19 protein-coding genes and 2 pseudogenes are annotated in these 17,986 nt (G+C 59.5%); 5 read left to right on the plus strand and 16 right to left on the minus strand.

All coding sequences use genetic code 11. The features are described from left to right. The first annotated feature begins 131 nt into the window (after window positions 1-131). Window positions 132-503, plus strand: a complete 372-nt coding sequence (locus HPQ64_RS16030; protein WP_172889495.1) for a globin domain-containing protein — start codon at window positions 132-134, stop codon at window positions 501-503. Window positions 504-591: 88 nt separating this feature from the next. Here the strand turns inward: HPQ64_RS16030 and HPQ64_RS16035 are convergent, their stop codons facing one another. After that, window positions 592-1,206: an ATP-dependent Clp protease proteolytic subunit gene (locus HPQ64_RS16035; RefSeq protein ID WP_172889496.1), complete on the minus strand. Its 615-nt coding sequence runs from the start codon at window positions 1,204-1,206 to the stop codon at window positions 592-594. Between the two features lie 247 nt (window positions 1,207-1,453). Further along, window positions 1,454-1,582, minus strand: a pseudogene (locus HPQ64_RS16040) (transposase); the annotation flags it as partial. A 692-nt stretch (window positions 1,583-2,274) separates the two neighbouring features. Here HPQ64_RS16040 and HPQ64_RS20820 point away from each other — a divergent pair. Continuing rightward, a pseudogene (locus HPQ64_RS20820) lies at window positions 2,275-2,429 on the plus strand (IS6 family transposase); the annotation flags it as partial. A gap of 113 nt (window positions 2,430-2,542) precedes the next feature. Here the strand turns inward: HPQ64_RS20820 and HPQ64_RS16045 are convergent. From HPQ64_RS16045 to HPQ64_RS16105, 13 genes are all read right to left on the minus strand, one after another. Further along, entirely contained in the window at window positions 2,543-4,615 is a 2,073-nt protein-coding gene (locus tag HPQ64_RS16045) for a DUF6600 domain-containing protein (RefSeq protein ID WP_172889497.1), read from the minus strand. A 1,438-nt stretch (window positions 4,616-6,053) separates the two neighbouring features. After that, entirely contained in the window at window positions 6,054-7,229 is a 1,176-nt protein-coding gene (locus HPQ64_RS16050) for an isovaleryl-CoA dehydrogenase (protein WP_172889498.1), read from the minus strand. Window positions 7,230-7,252: 23 nt separating this feature from the next. Next, window positions 7,253-7,564, minus strand: coding sequence for a CcdB family protein (locus HPQ64_RS16055; protein WP_172889499.1), 312 nt, complete (start codon window positions 7,562-7,564; stop codon window positions 7,253-7,255). Next, a complete protein-coding gene (locus HPQ64_RS16060) occupies window positions 7,561-7,782 on the minus strand; it encodes a type II toxin-antitoxin system CcdA family antitoxin (RefSeq protein ID WP_210260298.1) in 222 nt (73 codons plus the stop codon). The genes HPQ64_RS16055 and HPQ64_RS16060 overlap by 4 nt, the downstream gene beginning before the upstream one ends. 77 nt (window positions 7,783-7,859) lie before the next feature. After that, complete coding sequence (locus HPQ64_RS16065; RefSeq protein ID WP_172889501.1) at window positions 7,860-8,306, minus strand: PaaI family thioesterase; 447 nt, start codon at window positions 8,304-8,306, stop codon at window positions 7,860-7,862. Further along, complete coding sequence (locus tag HPQ64_RS16070; RefSeq protein WP_172889502.1) at window positions 8,303-8,725, minus strand: MerR family transcriptional regulator; 423 nt, start codon at window positions 8,723-8,725, stop codon at window positions 8,303-8,305. The genes HPQ64_RS16065 and HPQ64_RS16070 overlap by 4 nt, the downstream gene beginning before the upstream one ends. Window positions 8,726-8,956: 231 nt before the next feature. After that, on the minus strand, window positions 8,957-9,760 hold the full coding sequence (locus HPQ64_RS16075; RefSeq protein WP_172889503.1) for a hypothetical protein: 804 nt from the start codon (window positions 9,758-9,760) through the stop codon (window positions 8,957-8,959). Between the two features lie 167 nt (window positions 9,761-9,927). Further along, window positions 9,928-10,545: a glycoside hydrolase family 25 protein gene (locus HPQ64_RS16080; RefSeq protein WP_246270768.1), complete on the minus strand. Its 618-nt coding sequence runs from the start codon at window positions 10,543-10,545 to the stop codon at window positions 9,928-9,930. 24 nt (window positions 10,546-10,569) lie between these two features. Then, window positions 10,570-10,998: a VOC family protein gene (locus HPQ64_RS16085; RefSeq protein ID WP_172889505.1), complete on the minus strand. Its 429-nt coding sequence runs from the start codon at window positions 10,996-10,998 to the stop codon at window positions 10,570-10,572. Between the two features lie 33 nt (window positions 10,999-11,031). Next, a complete protein-coding gene (gene mgtE / locus HPQ64_RS16090) occupies window positions 11,032-12,444 on the minus strand; it encodes a magnesium transporter (RefSeq protein ID WP_172889506.1) in 1,413 nt (470 codons plus the stop codon). A gap of 194 nt (window positions 12,445-12,638) precedes the next feature. After that, entirely contained in the window at window positions 12,639-12,944 is a 306-nt protein-coding gene (locus HPQ64_RS16095; RefSeq protein ID WP_246270725.1) for a hypothetical protein, read from the minus strand. A 170-nt stretch (window positions 12,945-13,114) separates the two neighbouring features. After that, window positions 13,115-13,483 (minus strand): dihydroneopterin aldolase, encoded by a 369-nt coding sequence (gene folB, locus HPQ64_RS16100; RefSeq protein WP_172889507.1) that lies wholly within the window; start codon window positions 13,481-13,483, stop codon window positions 13,115-13,117. Between the two features lie 120 nt (window positions 13,484-13,603). After that, entirely contained in the window at window positions 13,604-14,017 is a 414-nt protein-coding gene (locus tag HPQ64_RS16105; protein WP_172889508.1) for a hypothetical protein, read from the minus strand. A gap of 247 nt (window positions 14,018-14,264) precedes the next feature. Between HPQ64_RS16105 and HPQ64_RS16110 the strand changes: the two genes are divergently transcribed. The 3 genes from HPQ64_RS16110 (at window position 14,265) to HPQ64_RS16120 (ending at window position 17,162) form a co-directional block, all read left to right on the plus strand. Continuing rightward, complete coding sequence (locus tag HPQ64_RS16110) at window positions 14,265-16,277, plus strand: acetyl-CoA carboxylase biotin carboxylase subunit (protein ID WP_172889509.1); 2,013 nt, start codon at window positions 14,265-14,267, stop codon at window positions 16,275-16,277. Between the two features lie 105 nt (window positions 16,278-16,382). Further along, the gene (locus tag HPQ64_RS16115; protein ID WP_172889510.1) at window positions 16,383-16,808 is read left to right on the plus strand and encodes a gamma-glutamylcyclotransferase family protein; all 426 of its coding nucleotides are present in this window, start codon (window positions 16,383-16,385) and stop codon (window positions 16,806-16,808) included. Between the two features lie 69 nt (window positions 16,809-16,877). After that, the gene (locus tag HPQ64_RS16120; protein ID WP_172889511.1) at window positions 16,878-17,162 is read left to right on the plus strand and encodes an acylphosphatase; all 285 of its coding nucleotides are present in this window, start codon (window positions 16,878-16,880) and stop codon (window positions 17,160-17,162) included. A gap of 15 nt (window positions 17,163-17,177) precedes the next feature. Here the strand turns inward: HPQ64_RS16120 and lipB are convergent, their stop codons facing one another. After that, window positions 17,178-17,879 (minus strand): lipoyl(octanoyl) transferase LipB, encoded by a 702-nt coding sequence (gene lipB, locus HPQ64_RS16125; protein WP_172889512.1) that lies wholly within the window; start codon window positions 17,877-17,879, stop codon window positions 17,178-17,180. Window positions 17,880-17,986 lie beyond the last annotated feature (107 nt).

Genomic DNA, 17,986 nt, shown 5'->3' on the forward strand with positions numbered 1-17,986 from the left:
ACCTCTCCTTGTTGGCTCGATCAAGCCTGAAAAACCTCCGTCCAAACATGAGAACGGTGACCAGCGTCACAGACGCTGTCCCTGCCGCCGCTTAATGATTTTTCGGTCATCAACAAAAAGGAGGCAGGCGTATGACACTCTACCTCAGGCTCGGCGGACGGCCCGCGATCGAGCGTGCCGTCGACGAGGTGATGGTACGGCTCGCGAAGGACCCGCTCTTCATGTCTCGAAATCAGGTTCGCCTCCGCATCTGCCCACGCACCGGCTTGGTGGAATTCCTGACTTATCTTACGGGCGGATCGCCGACATACGAAGGCCTGCCGCTCGGCTTCGTTCATGACGGGCTCTTCGTCAGCGAAGGACAATTCAGCGTTTTCGCGCAATACCTGATATCGGCAATCGGCCGCAACGGCGAGGATATGCGGGCGGCAATCGAAATCTCCTACATTCTCGAAAGCGTTCGCCCATATCTCTTCGCCGAAGCGGCACAACTCCAAGCATAGCCAATCACGAAAAAAGCTCCGGCCCAAGCGCAAAGGGGGCGGGAACGCCGCCCCGCCCGCCTTGCATTACTTCGCGAACCGCCGTCCGTCAGTCCATATCGGCGACGCTTCGAGCCACCTTGCCGACGAGCCCGTATTCGATCGCCTCTTCCGGTCCCATCCAGTAGTCGCGGTCGGTGTCCTTTTCGATCCGCTCCATCGGCTGTCCGGTCGCTTCCGAGAAGAGCTTGTTCAGCCGCTCACGCATCTTGATGATCTCGCGCGCCTGAATTTCGATGTCGGTAGCCTGGCCGCCGGCGCCACCTGACGGCTGGTGCAGCAGGAAGCGTGTGTTCGGCGTGCAGTAGCGGCGTTCCTTGGGCACTGAGATGTAGATCAGCGCGCCGGCGCTTGCGACCCAGCCCATGCCGAGAATGCGCACCTCCGGGCCTATGAAACCGATCGTGTCGTGGATCATGTCGCCCGATTCCACGTGCCCGCCTGGCGAGGAGACGATAACGGTGATCGGATCGTTCGACACCTGCGCCAGGGCAAGAAGCCGCGCGCAGACATCGCGCGCCAGTTCCTGCGTGATCGGGCCGGTTATCAACACGGTGCGCGCGTCGAAAAGATGCTTGTCGACCTGGATCGACTGCGGCGTCTTGGTCTGCTCTTCCTCCTCATCGTCGAGGCGGCTCGGCACATTTTGATAGAGGTTCGTCATGCGCACCATCTGCTCCTTGTAACAACGGGCGCACCACCCGGAGGCGGCGCGGCTCCCCCCATACTTATGCGATGAGGGCGCGCCTCGCAAAGGGCGAACTTACGAAAGTTCACACGACAGCGGGACAATCACAACGCAAGCCGCATGAGAGGCCTTCGCGCAGACCGTCTTGCGACTTCCTCATACCCAAGATCGCGAAAGAGCGGCGCGATCCCCACGAATCCTTCGCCCCACATCAGCGACCGGTCCAACTCGTCAGCGACGAAAGCCCGATACCGAGCCCCTCGGCGACTTCCTTGCGTGTCCGCCCGCTCGTCAGCGCCAGCCGCACTGCTTCACGGCGAAACTCCAGCGTCGATCCGTTTCCTCGTCCCATGGCACACCTCCTGTTCCCTCAGTTGGTGCTCTCCACTTTGTCGAGGCAAGTCCAGGATCGTGGGAAGTAGGATCGGATACGCACGAGTTGAGCTTCGGTAAACCAGTAATGATCGGACATGGACAATTCCTCCTGCCCGCTTGAATCACGGGTTGCGCAGAAGAGGAATCCCAAAAGCCGACATTCTCATTGGGGTCGCATTCAGAACAAACTGCGAGTGGGTAATTCGGGAAAAACGGGCCTGCTGCCGCCATTCGGCGCACCGCAGCCCGCCGGTGTACCGGATCGACTATGACGAGGAAATGATCGAGGACATCTCCCGAATTGCGTGGCGCCGCGTCGGTGCCTTCATGCTGCCCTGCAGGTCGACCGCGCCGGCTGGCACGCAAGAGGCGGACGACAAAGTGCCGCAAAACATGACAAGGCCTTTCGGGACTAAGCCCTTTTACAAGGAGGAGTGCGCTGCAATTAGCCCGAACCTGTTTCGCACGGGTCTTTTACCGAGACCAGTCAACGCCTATCCTATCTGGAACTTCGGGGGCGCGACGCGCTGACTTCGGGACAGATACCTGCCGGATTTTTCGCGATCCTTCTACCGGTCGGTCTAAATCCATATCGGGGTGCCGTACTCCGGGCCTGATGACTTCTGCGCCCGGTTCGAGGCCTATTTGGGCGATCGATGAATGCAGCGCTTCATGTCGACTGGATCCGCGCAGAGTTTTCTCTCAGCCCGTGCTGCCGTCTACAGCACCTACAACGTCCAGCGCATCTCATTTCCCGCAACACACTTCGCAAGTTCCGCTGCAAGGCATTCACTACGTGGCAATCAGTAGCAGCCACCATCTGATCGAAGCTCGCGCCCCGGCTTCGTGCGGATAATGGTGCTTGCCGTGACAAGGCCGGCCCAAAGACGGCGCTCGCGTCGCCGGCCCAGAGCATTCTTTCGCGGATAGCCCGGCGTTACGGGCTGACGCACTGGCCCTCGGCGCTCATGACCTGGCCTTCGGCGCAGCCGCCGGCCGGATTGCCGCGGTTCTCGCGGTTGCCGCCTTCACGCTGTGGCCGCTGCCGTTCCGGTTCGACCTGCTGCGGCACAGCCTCGGGCTTGACCTGCTGCGGCGCGGCCTCGGGCTCGACCTGGCGGCGACGCTCTTGCCTGCGCGGCTCCTCCTGCTGCGGCGTTGCCTCGGGCTCGGCGCGGCGACTACGCTCCTGCCGCGGCGGCTCGGGTGTAGCTTCCTCCTGCTGCTGGCGTTGGCCACGCTCCTCGGCCGGTGCTTCGGGCGTCTTCTCCTCCGCCTGAGGGCGACGCTCCTGCCGGGGCGGCTCGGGTGCAGCTTCCTCCTGCTGCACCGGCTCGGGTGCAACGTCCTCCTGCCGCTGGCGCTGGCCACGCTCCTCGGCCGGTGCTTCGGGCGTCACCTCCTCAGCCGGGGCGGGTCTTGCTTCGGTCGCCGGCGCGCAGCTGCCGTCGGCCTGGCGCAAGGTGCCTTCAGGGCACGGCTCGGCTGCCGCCGGTGCCCCTTCTTCGCGCTGCGGCTCGGCCTCCTCGGCCGGCTGTTCGCGCTGGCCCGGCGCTTCGCGTGACTCGGCCGGCGCTTCGGGCGCCACCTCCTCGGCAGGTGCCGCGGCCGGCTCGCCACAGCTGCCACCGGGCAGGCGGGCCGTACCTTCCGGGCATGCCTCACCTTCCGGGACGTCCACGGTGGGACCGGCATCGGCGGGAGGTCCGGGCTGCCGTTCCGCGCGCTCGGCCCGCGCAGGCGGTCCACTGCGATCTTCGGGTGGTGCTACGCCGGCCTGCGGCGCGGGCGGCACACGGTCCTCCGTTCCGGGTTCGTCGCCGGCCTGGCCAGTTGTGGTACTGGTCTCGGCAACCTCGTCGGTAGAGACAACCTCCTCGGGCCGCTCGGATTCGGCGAGTTCGCTGGGATGGAAAATCTCGACCCTATCCTCGATGACCTCGCCGGCCACCTGCTCGGAAGCGGTCAATTCCAGTTCGCGGGTAACCACCGGCTCGCCGGTCTCCTTCTCGATGAAGTCGACGTCGATCGCATTGTTGACGACGATCTCGTTTTCGACCACGACCGTGCCGGCCGGCTGACTCTGATTGATGATGTTGATGATGGTATTGTTGTCGCCGATCACAACATTGGAGATGTCGGCCGACTGGAACTGCCGTATCGGAACCGCCCGCCAGTAATAATGCGGAATGTCGCTGAAGGAGAGGCTGATGCTGAAGCCGAAGACGTCATCGCGGACCGGCGGCAGAGGGGCCCAGCTCAGATAGTCGCCGCTGCTCCTCCACGCGACCCAGGCCGGTGCCCAGCGGGTGCCGGGGATCCAGAACCAGCCTATCGTGGACGAATAGGCCCAGCGGCCATAGTGGTGGGTGGCCCAGCCATGCGGCTCGTAGGAAATCCAGGTCCAGCCATAGCGCCGGGTGTGGACCCATCTGCCCTCGGTATAGGGATGCCAGCCTGACGAAACGTCCGGTACCCAGACATACCGACCGCGAACTTCGGTCCAGCGGCCGTATGGCGCGAGCGGACGGTAGAAGGAGCCGACCGAAACGCTTACGGATGCGCGATCGCCGATACGGGCGACACCGTCCGTATAGGCCGAGATGCGCGCGTAGAAAGGTTCGTCTCGGTAAAAGCGGTCCCAGTAAGAAGAAATCTGGAACGAGACCACCGGCAGATAGGCGTAGCGAGCATAGTCGGACGCCTCCATCCACGATCCCCGATACGCGATCTCCAGAAAGGCCGCCGCAAACCAGCCGCGGATGCCCCGGTAAGTGCCGTCGCACCAGTCGTAGTCTGCAAGGCAGCCATGCAGGGTGATCCGACCGCCACGTGGCACCGTGGTCATCACGGGAAAACGAGTGCCCGGACCGGCGCGCTGGTTCAGGCCGGTTGTCGTCTCGGCCTCGATCTGCTGTGCCTGCACGGTGTCTGGGAGAAACATCGCCACCGCGCCCAATACGGCCGCTGCGGCGAGGACACGGAAAGAATGTCGTATCAACATCGGCATGTCTCCAGAATATGTCACAAAGGGGCAAAATGAGTGCACCGGCGTAAACCCGGTCGCTCGTGTCACCCGCTGAACGTTAAACGACCGGCAGCCTAAAAGGTTTCCGCGATGGGCGCGCCCCAGCTGCCGGCCAGCACCGGGCGCCCTTTGCCCCGCCCTTCTGGCAGGCCATCACCGAGCAGCCACGCATTGAGTTCTTTGCCAAGGTCACAGACTCAAAAATAAGACTGGAATGGCGCTACAAACGGCAAAGAGATGCACCCCCGGCGGTTCAGCCACCCGTTCATGCCCTTCGACGTGGCAGATCAATTCCGTTTCGGTGTCCACGGAGCAACCTGCGCCCGGTCGGGCGCAGACAAGTTGTTCCGCAAGAAATTGACGATCAACCGAACCGAAATCGGGAAGATTTCGGTTCGGTTGATCTCGGGATCTGGCGGGTTAGCCCGGCAGCATCGTTGCAAACCTTTAAAAACCATACGGTTTCCTGCAGGTTTGCGCAGACCATATTCCGCCAAAACGGATGGCGTTTTGGCGGAATATGCTCCGACATTTGAACTGGAGCGAATTCTTGACACGAAAGCGATTTCGCTTTCGTGGAAAGCGCTCTGGTCTCCATGTTTCGGAGAAAGAGTTCCGCTTCGTGATATATACCATAGATCTATCGAAACAGCATTAAATATTCTCAAAAAAATACGCCGCTATATTTTAGCGGGATATCGATAATTTCTTTTTTTAAGCCGTTTGCGTTAGTTGTTTTTCCGGCAAAGACAATGAACATCTCGAAAGTACCATAGTTGCACCTGGGGTCTGGACCCATGAATTTGGAGCAAATGGCACCTGAAACGGCAAAGAGATGCGAGAAGAAGGGCGCGGAGCGGGTCGGCCACCCGGTCAAGCCCTTCGACAAAGCGGGTCGAAGCCGTTTCGGTGTCCACGGAGCAACCTGCGCCCGCTCGGGCGCGGAAAAGTTGCTCCGCGAGCAAACCAACGATCAACTTGCCGATTCCTGCAAGGGATCGGTTGATCTTGAGATATGGCCGATTTGGCCGGCACAGCGTCGCGAGAGCAGCCCGCACTCGCAAGAGCGCGGACAAGCTGCTCGCCAATATATGGTCGATCAACTCACCTGCGCTCATGTGTGCAACACATAGCGCAGGTTGATCGATATCTTGAAAACCGGCCTGGTTAACTACGCTCTTGCTCCTTGTATCCAACCAATTCGGCTCATACCAATTCCGTCAATTTCATAAGTCCAGACCCTGGCACCACGCCGATTGCAAATCTTACAACCAAGGCAAACTCCATTGGTTCTTCGCCCCGACGCCGGATTTTCAATCCGAATAATTGTAAATTGATGTATCTACAATCTTTTGACGAAATTTGCGTCGAGTCAAAAAGACATCCTTTCAATGACTAAGGGGGAATCCAAAGCTCCCCCTCACGCCGTCTTGTTGAAAATTTCCCGCCCGATCAGCATCCGGCGGATTTCGCTCGTGCCCGCACCGATTTCATAAAGCTTGGCATCGCGCAAAAGGCGGCCGGTCGGATATTCGTTGATATAGCCGTTTCCGCCGAGGAGCTGGATCGCATCGAGCGCGATCTTCGTCGCGTTTTCGGCGGCATAAAGGATCGCGCCGGCGGCATCCTCGCGCGTCGTCTCGCCCCGGTCGCAGGCTTGCGCGACCGCGTAGACGTAGGCGCGCGAAGCGTTCATCTGCACGTACATATCGGCGATCTTGCCCTGAACGAGCTGGAATTCGCCGATCGGCTGTCCGAACTGCTTGCGTTCGTGGATATAGGGGATCGCGACATCCATCGCCGCCTGCATGATCCCCACAGCGCCCGCCGCCAGCACGGCGCGTTCGTAATCAAGGCCCGACATCAGCACATTAACGCCCTTGCCGACTTCGCCAAGCACGTTTTCCTCCGGCACCTCGCAGTCCTGGAAGACGAGTTCACCGGTCAGCGAGCCGCGCATGCCGAGTTTGTCGAGCTTCTGGGCGACGGAGAAACCCTTGAAGTCCCGCTCCACCAGAAATGCAGTGATGCCGCGCGGGCCCGCATTCGGATCCGTCTTCGCGTAGATGATCATCGTATCGGCATCGGGGCCGTTGGTGATCCACATTTTCGAGCCGTTTAGGATGTAGCGGTCGTCCTTCTTTTCCGCCTTCAGCTTCATGGAGACGACGTCGGAGCCGGCGCCCGGCTCGGACATCGCGAGTGCGCCGAGGTGCTCCCCCGTCACGAGCTTGTTCAGATAACGCTTCTTCTGATCGTCATTACCCCAGCGGCGAAGCTGGTTGACGCAAAGGTTCGAGTGCGCGCCGTAGGAAAGGCCGATAGAGGCCGACGCCCGCGACACCTCTTCCATCGCAATGCAATGTTCCAGGTATCCAAGGCCGGAGCCACCCCACTCCTCCTCCACTGTGATGCCGTGAAGGCCAAGTTCACCCATCGCCGGCCACAGTTCTTCGCGTGGGAACCAGTCCTCCCGGTCGATACGATCTGCAAGCGGGGCTATGTTGTCCTGCGCATAAGAGCGCACCGTATCTCGCAGGAGATCCGCCGTTTCTCCGAGGTTGAAGTTGAATGCGGGTTGCTGGTTGGGGATCATGTTGCACCTGTTGATGGAAAGCTTCAAAGACCCGTAAAGAGCCGATCGAGCGCCTTTATCAGGTCATCTCGGAACGTACTGACATTTGCTACAGCGCCCTTGAGATGCCGTTTTGAAATTGCTCCCAGATCCGGAACAACCGCATGGAACCGCGCTCCATCGACCACCACAGTCGGCATGAGCCCTGCAAGGGGCAGAACGGATTCCGCCTTCACGAGCGGCGCCACGACAACCGAAGAAAGGTCGATCAGGTGGTTATGCTGCAAAACGACGATGTACGGCCGGTCATCTGTTCGTCCGGGATCCGGATTGGGAAAGACATCGAACTGCATCATCGATCCCGGCGCATCCTCTCGGCGAAAGTGCCGGCTTCATCGATCGCGGAATTATAAGCCTCGATCGCGCCCCTGTTCTCCTCACGCCACTTTTCCGCCCTGGCTTCCTGCAACCGCGCCGCAAGCGCTTCCTCGAAGGTACGCGATAGATTGATGCCGAGAGCTTTCGCTTCCTCAAGCAGTTCGCTTTCAACCGAGAGATTCGCAGAGCGCTTCAACATTCTCTCCTGTTCGCTTCATACAAGGGCCAATTATGCGCATGAATTATGCGCATAACAAGCGATACCATACTTGCTCAGTCGTCCATGCCCTCAAGCGCGATCATCGTGAAAAGCCCGGTTGCAACGTGAAGCTCTTCTTCCTCCGTCAGGCCGTAGACATCCGCCCTGACGACGGTAAGCGTCCGTCCCGGCTTGATGACCCGGCCACGCGCCAGGAGCTTTCGGCCCTGCCCAGGGTTGAGCAGGTTCATCTTGAACTCCGTCGTCAGGACGCCGTAACCAGGCTTGAAAAGCGAAAGAGCGGCATAACCGGCGGCACTGTCGGCAATCGTCGTTGATACGCCCGCATGGAAAAAGCCGTGCTGCTGGGTGAGCGCCGCGCGCGCATCCACTTCAAGGTCGACTTCGCCTGGCGCCAGATGCGCTATCCTTGCACCGATATGGTCCATGAAGGCCTGGCGGGCGAAACTGCGCTCCACGCGCCGGCGCCAATTCTCGTCGCGCGGCAGATGCCCGGTCATGACGGAGTGCCCTCCTTTTCGCCGATGAGTTCACGCGGGTCGGCGCCGATTTCCTTCATCCGCTCAAGGCAGCCCTCTTCAACTGCATCAAGTTCGGCGAGGGTCAGATCTATGTCGCGCCGCTTTTCCAGAAGCTCCGCGCGACGGCTGGAAATGCGCTTCATGAGATGCGCAAGCTGGCCGATCTCGCCCGGTGCCTTGTCGTACATGGTGATGATGTCGCGGATTTCGGCGAGCGAGAAGCCAAGCCTCTTGCCGCGAAGAATAAGCTTCAGCCGGGTACGGTCGCCGGGGCGAAACAGCCGCTGACGCCCGCGCCTCATCGGCTTCACCAGCCCTTCCTGCTCGTAAAAGCGCAAGGTCCGGGTTGTGATGCCGAATTCCTGCGTAAGCTGGGATATGGTGTAATAGGCTTGCATCGCTCCTCCGGAAATGGAGAGTGATTTACCTTTACGTTTTAGTCAATGTAAAGTTTTTTATATATTTTTTTCAATACATTATCCTAAAAGATTAGTCGATTTTCAGCGAGCACAAACACGTGCGGCAAATGCTTTCCGCTCAATCCGGGCTCTCGCCACGGCGATTTGCGCGGCGGAAGGAGCAATTGCGGAAAATTTTGCAACACAGCATTACCTCGGAAACCACCTGGACTATGCCCCACCCGGTGCGGCGCCGCCTTGGGTCAGCTTGTTATGAGTGTAGATTTTCCGTCCATCTATCAGGCTTGGCCGGGAAAGGGATTTGCTGTCGGCTCCCAGAAACAAATCCTTCGCCGCATAGACAAACTTGCTCTCGGATATCGGGGCCTTCACGGTGGTTCGTATCTTATTTTCCAGTTCCGAGGGATCGTCGGCGAACTGGCCGGCAACCGCGAAATCCGGACAGCGTCGGTTGTTTTCGTTCTTGCCGCTTATTATTTGCGGAAAGACACCGGGCGGAACATTCGCAACCGCCTGACTATTGTCACCGATCAATAGAATATTCGAAATCTCAGTCCCATTCAGAACATTCAATTGCCAGAATACAGAGTCGTAAGCATGGAGAACCAAATATATTGGAGACTGATATCTCCCAAGATTCACATTGACCATTGAGGTCAATTTCCCCGTTCCATCCGAAATCTGTACCGGAGACTTGCCTTCGGCTCGATGCAGATTCACGAAGACAACGCGGTCCTCTGATGATGCGGGATTGATCCTGCACGCTTCGGGCCCTTCGCTCACGACAATCTTGTCCAGATGCATGACTTTCGGTTCAGGGTTCCCGCCGAAACCGAACCAAGCGAGCATCCCACCGCCTTCCTCTGCGGGTTGCGCGGTGAATGCTGAGGCGGCTTTCTCCACGAGCCCGTCAACGCTCGCAAGCGAAAGAGAACGGTCGATACCGGACGAGAAAAACAGCATGATCGCGAAACCCGCGCCGAATACACCCAGAACCAAAGCGATCATGCGCATCTAATCTACCTGGAATAACCTGCAGAAGGGACACACACCATTAACGCAAATCTTGTTCTAAAGATAAGTAAATTAAAAAGTGGATAATATAACTTTGATTTTGAAAAATTCTTAATTAAGGAAAATAATTAATATATTAATATCAATTCTTATGAATTATGAAAAGACTATAATTGTAGTATATCTGAAAGTATTTCTTTCTTACGCAAGCAATTTTTATCCACCGGCTTGTCAATACCTGCAACCTGCCCTTTGTCATCAAACTGCCAGATGGTCCAATCCGGCCCGTATGCGGGCCTTTCGCCAATCGATCTTAACCAGAATTTTCTGCCGTCCGCCCCTTCCGCAATCGCGCTGCCCTCGAGATATCGCGCGAAGAAGGCGGGATCGGTATAGATGATCGCCGCCCGGGTGAAGTTTTCCTCTATCCGCTGCAGCCAATCCAAGACCTCACTCAAGACCTCATCGCGACCCAGCAGGTCTGAGTGGCCTCTTGGAATCTCGAGGTCGAGTGCCGGTGGCATCGTCGCGGAGATCGCGGTCGGCACGACATCGATGAAATTCTCCGCCTGGGCGGAGCCCGTCGAACCGAAGGAAAATACGTGGTACGGGCCGCGCGGGACACCGGCAAGGCGCGATCCCTGCCAGTTCTCGGCAAACCGCGGATCGCGGAAATCGGCCCCCTCCGTCGCCTTGATGAAGGCGAATGCCACGCCGTCCGCCTTCACCGCGTCCCAGTCGATTTCGCCGAGGTGGTGGGAAACATCGATTCCGACAATGTCCATGGCAAACAATCCCTTGTGGCGGTTCTATCCCGTGAAATTCGGCCACAGAGGCGGTGCGGCCAGTTCGAGCACATTGCCGTCCGGATCGCGGAAATAGAGGCTCGTTCCGCCCGCCGGCCAGACGACCTCGCTTATGATATCGATTTTCCGCGTCTTCAGGTAATCGCGCCAGGGATCAAGCTGCTCGACGGCGATCTTGAAGGCGAAATGGCTCGGCCCCTCGCTGTGGTGACCGGGCACGACGCCGCCGGGCGTTTCGACATCATCACCCGTGTGGCCCCGGCGGAAGACGAGCAGGGTTTCTCCCGGCCCCGCGTCATAGGCGTAAAGCCGCTCACCCTCGACCATGCGCTTGAGACCGAGCACGCCGGCATAAAACGCGTGCGCTTCCTCCATGTCGTCGACATAGACGGCGGTTTCCAGAATTCCGTCGATCGGCGGCGCATTCGCCATGGGCGCCTCCCGGTTTGGTCTCTTGATTGAATCCTAAAATGGCAGACCGAACCAGAAAGCCGCAATGCCCAGAAACGCGAAAAAGCCAACAACATCTGTCACCGTCGTTACGAAAACGCTTGAGGCGATCGCTGGATCGGCGCCGTAGCGATCCAGCAATATCGGTATCCCGAGCCCTGACAAACCGGCGAACAACTGGTTCACGATAATGGCGAGCGCGATAACGACGCCAAGCCCAGCATTGCCGAACCAAAGAACGGCAACCACTGCCATCAGCACCGCAAGGGCCGCGCCGTTCAGCATCGCGACCAGCACCTCGCGGCGCAACACACGCCAGAAATTGCGGGAACCGAGTTCCTGCGTTGCCAGCGCACGTACGGCGACCGTCATGGTCTGCGAACCGGCATTGCCGCCCATGGAGGCAACAATCGGCATCAAAACGGCAAGGGCGACCATCGCCTTGATGGTTTCCTCGAACAGGGCGATGACGGTCGAAGCCAATACAGCCGTGCCGAGGTTCACGGTCAGCCAGGTAAGGCGCGAGCGTGCGATCGTGAGCACCGTGTCGGAAATCTCTTCGTCGCCGACGCCGGCAAGCGCCAAAAGGTCTTCCTCCGCCTCCTCCTGGATAACGTCGACGATGTCATCGACCATCAGGACGCCGACAAGCCGTTCGGCGTCGTCGACGACGGCCGCGGAGACGAGGTTGTAGCGTTCGAAGGTGCGGGCGACCTCCTCCTGGTCTTCCGTGGCGGAGACCATATAGCGCGTTTCCTGCATGATCTTGGAGATCTTGCGCGAGCGCTTCGTGCGCAGGAGCTTGTCGAGTGCAACCGCGCCGATCAGCCTGAAACCGGGATCGACTACATAGATTTCGTAAAACGTATCCGGCAGGTCGTCAGCCATGCGCATGTAATCAATCGTCTGGCCGACCGTCCAGAAGGGAGGGATGGCGATAAAGTCCGTCTGCATGCGACGGCCCGCCGTTTCCTCCGGATAGTCGAGCGAGCGTTGCAGCTGGACACGATCGGAAACCGAAAGCCTGCTCAGGATCGCAGCCTGATCTTCAGGCTCAAGATCTTCCAGAATGTAGACGGCATCATCGGAATCGAGTTCGCCGATGGCCTCGATCACCGCGTCTTTCGGTAGTGTTTCCAGGAGTTTGAGGCGTATCGCCTCATCGACTTCCGTCAGCGACGCGAAGTCGAAATCATCACCCATCAGGCGGACGAGTTCGGGCCTTTCGTCTTCGTTCAAGGCCTCCAGGAGATCGGCAACATCGGCCTCGTGCAGGTTACCCGCAAGCCGGCGTACGGCGTCTGCGTCGCGCTCGGCGACGGCTGCCTCGATCTGTTCAAGAAAACTGGAATCGATCCGCCCCTCGTCGTCGCGAAATGGCGTGACGTCGGGGGTGGGTTCGGCGTCGACGATGTCCGCTTGCGTCACGGTCCCCTCCGCTTGTAACGCACGAAAACGTCATTCTTCCGGTCGGATCGTGAAGGCAGACTTACCGCCCGCAAGCCTCGGCGACAAACGGAATCTCAACGGCATACACGGATTATTCGATACGATCCGCCGAGGCGCAGCGGTCGCATTCGGCAAGGCAGCGCCTCCGATAACGCCGGAGCTGCATGGAATGATCAATCATCCCAGGGCGCAAATAAAGGCTCGACGCAAGCATAGCCGACAATGCAGGCCGGGTTGTCGCGGGTCGGCGCGACCTTTGGCCTCAAAACCTCCCAGGGATCGCAGTAATTACGCTGCGAAACAAACCTGAAGTAGGTATATTTGCCGGTCGTCATAACGACCGCGCCGTAACGTTCTACAAGCGATTGCGCCTGGCGGCAGGTCATGGCGCGTGTGTCCGGGCGCGCAGCATAGGCGGACGTTATGGATACGATAAAAGCCATGGCCGTGGCGCTCAGCATGGTATACGCGCGTTTCATCGAAATCTCCCGGGTCGTCGCGCAGCGTCGTGGCTCCCGTCTCCGGGCGAGCCCGCCGCATTCATCCAAAAATGAATATAGGAACTACAAACTGGATTTCCCGAGCCGCAAAATTGTCTTGGCAATCAACCCGGGTTGACGAGGCTTTTCCGCGATCGCCCGGACCGCGCTTATCGGGCGGGGCGGTCCCGCAGGATTTCAACGCTCACGCGTCCGGAAGCGATCGGCAACGGGGCGCCCGGCTTATGCACACGCACCCTTACGCGCTCAATGCGGCCATCCACGCCGAGCACGGCATCGGCAATAGCGCCTGCGAGCCTTTCAATCAGATAAAATCTTGATTCTGTAACTGTTTTTTCAATCGCTTTCGTAAGCGTACCGTAACAGACGGTATCCGCATATTCGTCGCTCGCAGCAGCTTTCGACAGGTCGAGCCAGCACGTCAAATCGACATGGAAGCGCTGGCCCAGCCGCGCCTCTTCGGGGTGGAGGCCGTGGAAAGCATAAAATGCCAGGTCTTCAAGGTGAATGGCGTCCATCCTGGCCGCTCCGGTCCGTTGGTGGTGAGCGCGGCGGGCAAAATTCGCCCCTGACGCGACCACGCCTCCATAAACGGCGTGGACGCCAGTCCGCAAGGTCCAAATGGCGCCAACGACCGTTCAAATAGTTGAGCAGATTTCCTCGCCCATCACATTTTTCGCGCTGATGAGCCCGAATGTCTCCGCCCTCCCGTCCTTGAAACTGACCCTGAGCTTGCGCGCGGATTTAAATTTCCACCAGATCCAGGTCATCTGGTCGGCGCAGAAATGACAATCCATGCGCACGTTTCCATCCCCATCCGTGCGGATATTCACCACATCCCCATCAAAGGACAGGCGTATCGAACTGTCGGAAGGCGCCGATTTTCCACGGATATCGATGTCGATGATCGACGCATATCCCCGCCCGGTATTCTTGCACCATATTGAAAATGTCGATTCACCGGAGATTTGCGCCCAAAACCTGCCCACGCCCTGAACCGTATCGTAGCGCCACGTCCCGGACGCATCCTGGGCAGCTGCGGGAACGAGCATGATGAAAATTCCGACCGCCGCAAAAATCCCGTTTTTTAATAAGGACCGCATATTGGCTTGCACTTCCGTTTAACCTTACCTCGAGAAGGAAAGTATCCGGAAACGGACCTCAATTTGGTAAACACCTTCCCGTTTTTTGGCGATGTTTGCCATACGCTTGATCACGTTGGCCCTTTGGAGCAGTTGCGAGCCTCTCTTGCCGGGCCTAAAAAACGAGAAAATTCTTCGCTTGAGGGAGCCTCATCGCATGTTTTCCAAGATCTTGATTGCCAATCGCGGCGAGATCGCGTGCCGCGTCATCAAGACCGCCCGGCGAATGGGGATCAGGACGGTTGCCGTTTTCTCCGACGCCGACCGTGATGCGATGCATGTCGAGATGGCGGACGAGGCGGTGCACATCGGCCCCCCGGCGGCGAGCGAATCCTATCTGGTGATGGACAAGATCATCGCCGCCTGCAAGGAAACGGGCGCGGAAGCCGTGCATCCGGGCTACGGCTTTTTGTCCGAGCGTTCCGCATTTCCGCAAGCGCTCAAAGCCGAAGGAATCGTCTTCATCGGCCCGAACCCGCGCGCCATCGAGGCGATGGGCGACAAGATCGAATCCAAGAAATTCGCCAATGAGGCCAAGGTTTCCACGGTGCCGGGCTATCTCGGCGTTATCGAATCCGCCGAGGATGCCGTGCAGATCGCCGGCGAGATCGGCTATCCGGTGATGATCAAGGCCTCAGCCGGCGGCGGCGGCAAGGGTATGCGGATCGCCTGGAACGCGGAGGAAGCGCACGACGGCTTCACCCGCTCGCGCTCCGAGGCCGCTTCCTCTTTCGGCGACGACCGTGTGTTCCTCGAAAAATTCATCGAAAATCCACGCCATATCGAGATACAGGTCCTTGGCGACAAGCACGGCAACGCGATCTATCTGGGCGAGCGCGAATGCTCCATTCAACGCCGCAATCAAAAGGTGATCGAGGAAGCGCCCTCCCCGCTTCTCGACGAGGAAACGCGCCGGAAAATGGGCGAGCAGGCGGTCGCGCTTGCAAAGGCCGTCGATTACGATTCCGCCGGCACCGTCGAATTCGTCGCAGGCCAGGACAAATCCTTCTTCTTCCTTGAAATGAACACGCGCCTGCAGGTCGAGCATCCGGTGACCGAACTCGTCACGGGCATCGATCTCGTGGAGCAGATGATCCGCGTCGCCGCCGGCGAAAAGCTGTCGATTTCGCAAAGCGACGTGAAGCTCGATGGCTGGGCGGTCGAAAGCCGCATCTATGCGGAAGACCCCTACCGCAATTTCCTTCCCTCCATCGGCCGGCTCGTGCGCTACGCACCGCCGGAGGAAGGCACGGACGGCGATGTGACGATCCGCAACGACACCGGCGTCACGGAAGGGTCGGAAATTTCCATGTTTTACGACCCGATGATCGCGAAGCTGATCACCCACGCCCCGACGCGGGAAAAGGCGATCGACGCCATGAGTACCGCTCTCGACAGTTTCGTCGTCGACGGCATCCAGCACAATGTGCCCTTCCTGAGTTCGCTCATGAAGCAGCCGCGCTGGCGTTTGGGCGAACTGTCGACGGGCTTCATCGCCGAAGAATATCCGGACGGCTTCAAGCCGATGGTGCCGGATGCCGACGCCAGGCGGGTGCTAGCGACCGTGGCACTGACGATGGAGGCGCTGCGGCGCAACCGCCTGGACCACCTGACAGGCCGGCTTCGCCCGCATTCGGGTGCGGTGCGCGAGAATTGGGTCGTGCGGCTTGATGACGAGCATCTGCCGGCGCGTCTTGTCACCGGCATGCCGACAACGCCGATCGAGCTTGATATCGCAATCGATGGCGGCCCGGTGGAAACCGTGGTTTCCGAGTGGCGGCCGGGCGAGGTATTATGGCGCGGCCGCATCGGCGAAAGGGACGTCTGTGTTCAGGTTCGCCAGATCCCCAACGGTTTCCGGCTCGACTGGCAGGGCTTTTCCGTGAAAGCGTGGGTCATGACGCCGGCGATCGCCGAGCTCGACAAGCTGATGCCGGAGAAAATGCCGCCCGACACCTCCAGAATGCTGCTGTGTCCGATGCCGGGACTGGTTGTTTCCATCAACGTTGAGGTCGGCCAGGAGGTAAAGGCGGGCGAAACGCTTGCCGTGGTGGAGGCGATGAAGATGGAAAACGTGCTGCGCGCCGAACGCGACATCGTCATATCCGCCATCAATGCCGCACCCGGCGAAAGCCTTGCGGTCGATGCCGTCATCATGGAGTTCGAATAAGCCCTGAATTACCGGGCGGCGAGCTTCGAACAGAATTCCAGACAGGGCCAGGAAAAAGTATTTGGGTTATATGAGGGTGAAACTCGACGACTGAGAAATCCCGACATGCCGATCTATTTCGCCTATGGTTCCAACATGCACCGGGGACAAATGTCGAACCGGTGCCCCGGCGGAACCCCTCTCGGACCCGCCCGCCTTTCCGGCTGGCGCTTCCTCATCACAACCGACGGCGTCGCCTCGATACAGCCGCGCCCCGGCGGCGCGGTTCACGGCATCCTCTGGGACCTGACGCTGGCGCATATTCGAACCCTTGACCGCTACGAGGGCGTGGCGCGAGGCTGGTACGAAAAGGTCCATCTGCCTGTCAAAGGGCCGAATGCGCCGGTGCGCGCGCTTATCTATGTCGGCCGCAACACGGACGAAGGCCGGCCGCGGCCCGACTATCATTCCGGCATCGTCATTCCCGCCGCGCGAGACTGGCAACTGCCCGAAACCTACCTGGCCGAGCTTGAATCCTGGACGCGCCGCTGATTCGCGGTCCGGCGGGTTCAGTTATGCCTTCCGTTTCGCTAGGCTTGGCAGCGGCGAAAAGGACAGGCGATGCAAAACATCAAATCCCTGCATATCTCCATCAGCGGTCTTGTCCAGGGCGTAGGATACCGGGCGTGGATGGCGCGAACGGCTTCGGCGGCAGGCTTGAGCGGCTGGGTTCGCAACCGCTATTCCGGTGAGGTGGAAGCTGTCATCTGCGGCCCGGCGAACGCCATCGACCTGATGATCGACGCCGCGAAAATGGGGCCGAAAGGCGCGCGCGTCGACGAACTGCTGATCCTGAGCGAGGCGACGCAGCTCGACGGCGATTTCAGGATTCTAGATAGTTGCTGACGCCACGTAATTGACTTAGACCCGCACGGTCGGCCCGAAGCGGCGCTCGAACTCCTGGCGCAGGATGGAATCCGTTTCCGCCATGGTCACGGGTAGGCCGAGATCGACAAGGCTGGTGACGCCGTGCTTCGTCACGCCGCAGGGCACGATCCCCTCGAAATGCTCAAGGTCCGGCTCCACGTTGAGCGAGATGCCGTGAAAGCTGACCCAGCGGCGCACGCGAATGCCGATCGCGGCGATCTTGTCTTCCGCCTCAGGGCCCTTATCGGGCCTCCTGACCCACACGCCGACCCGGTCCTCCCGCCGTTCCCCGCGAATGTGGAAATTCCAGAGCGTGCCGATCAGCCAGTCCTCAAGAGCGGCGATGAAGGCGCGGATGTCGGCCTGGCGGCGCTTCAAATCCAGCATCACATAGGCAACCCGCTGGCCCGGCCCGTGATAGGTGTACTGCCCGCCACGGCCTGCCCGATAGACCGGGAAACGCCCGGGCGCCAGAAGATCGGCCTCATCGGCGCTGGTGCCGGCGGTGTAAAGCGGCGGGTGCTCCAGAAGCCAGACGCGCTCCGCCGCTTCGCCGGCGGCGATCCGCGCCACCCTTTCCTCCATTTCGGCAAGGGCAACCTCGTATTCCACCGGTTCGTCGGAAATCATCCATTCGACCGGAGGAGAGCCGGGGGCGGGCTGAAAATCCAGGGCAATGTCGGAGCGGTGGTTCATGGGCAAGTAACGCTCGGTCAGCTTCTTTAAGGGTTTCTTAACCACGTTCTGGCGAAATGCGAAACATCGGTTAACCGCCAGTAACCGCTTCGCATATCCCCTCTTGC

The organism is Hongsoonwoonella zoysiae (assembly GCF_013266695.1).
GTDB lineage: Bacteria > Pseudomonadota > Alphaproteobacteria > Rhizobiales > Stappiaceae > Hongsoonwoonella > Hongsoonwoonella zoysiae.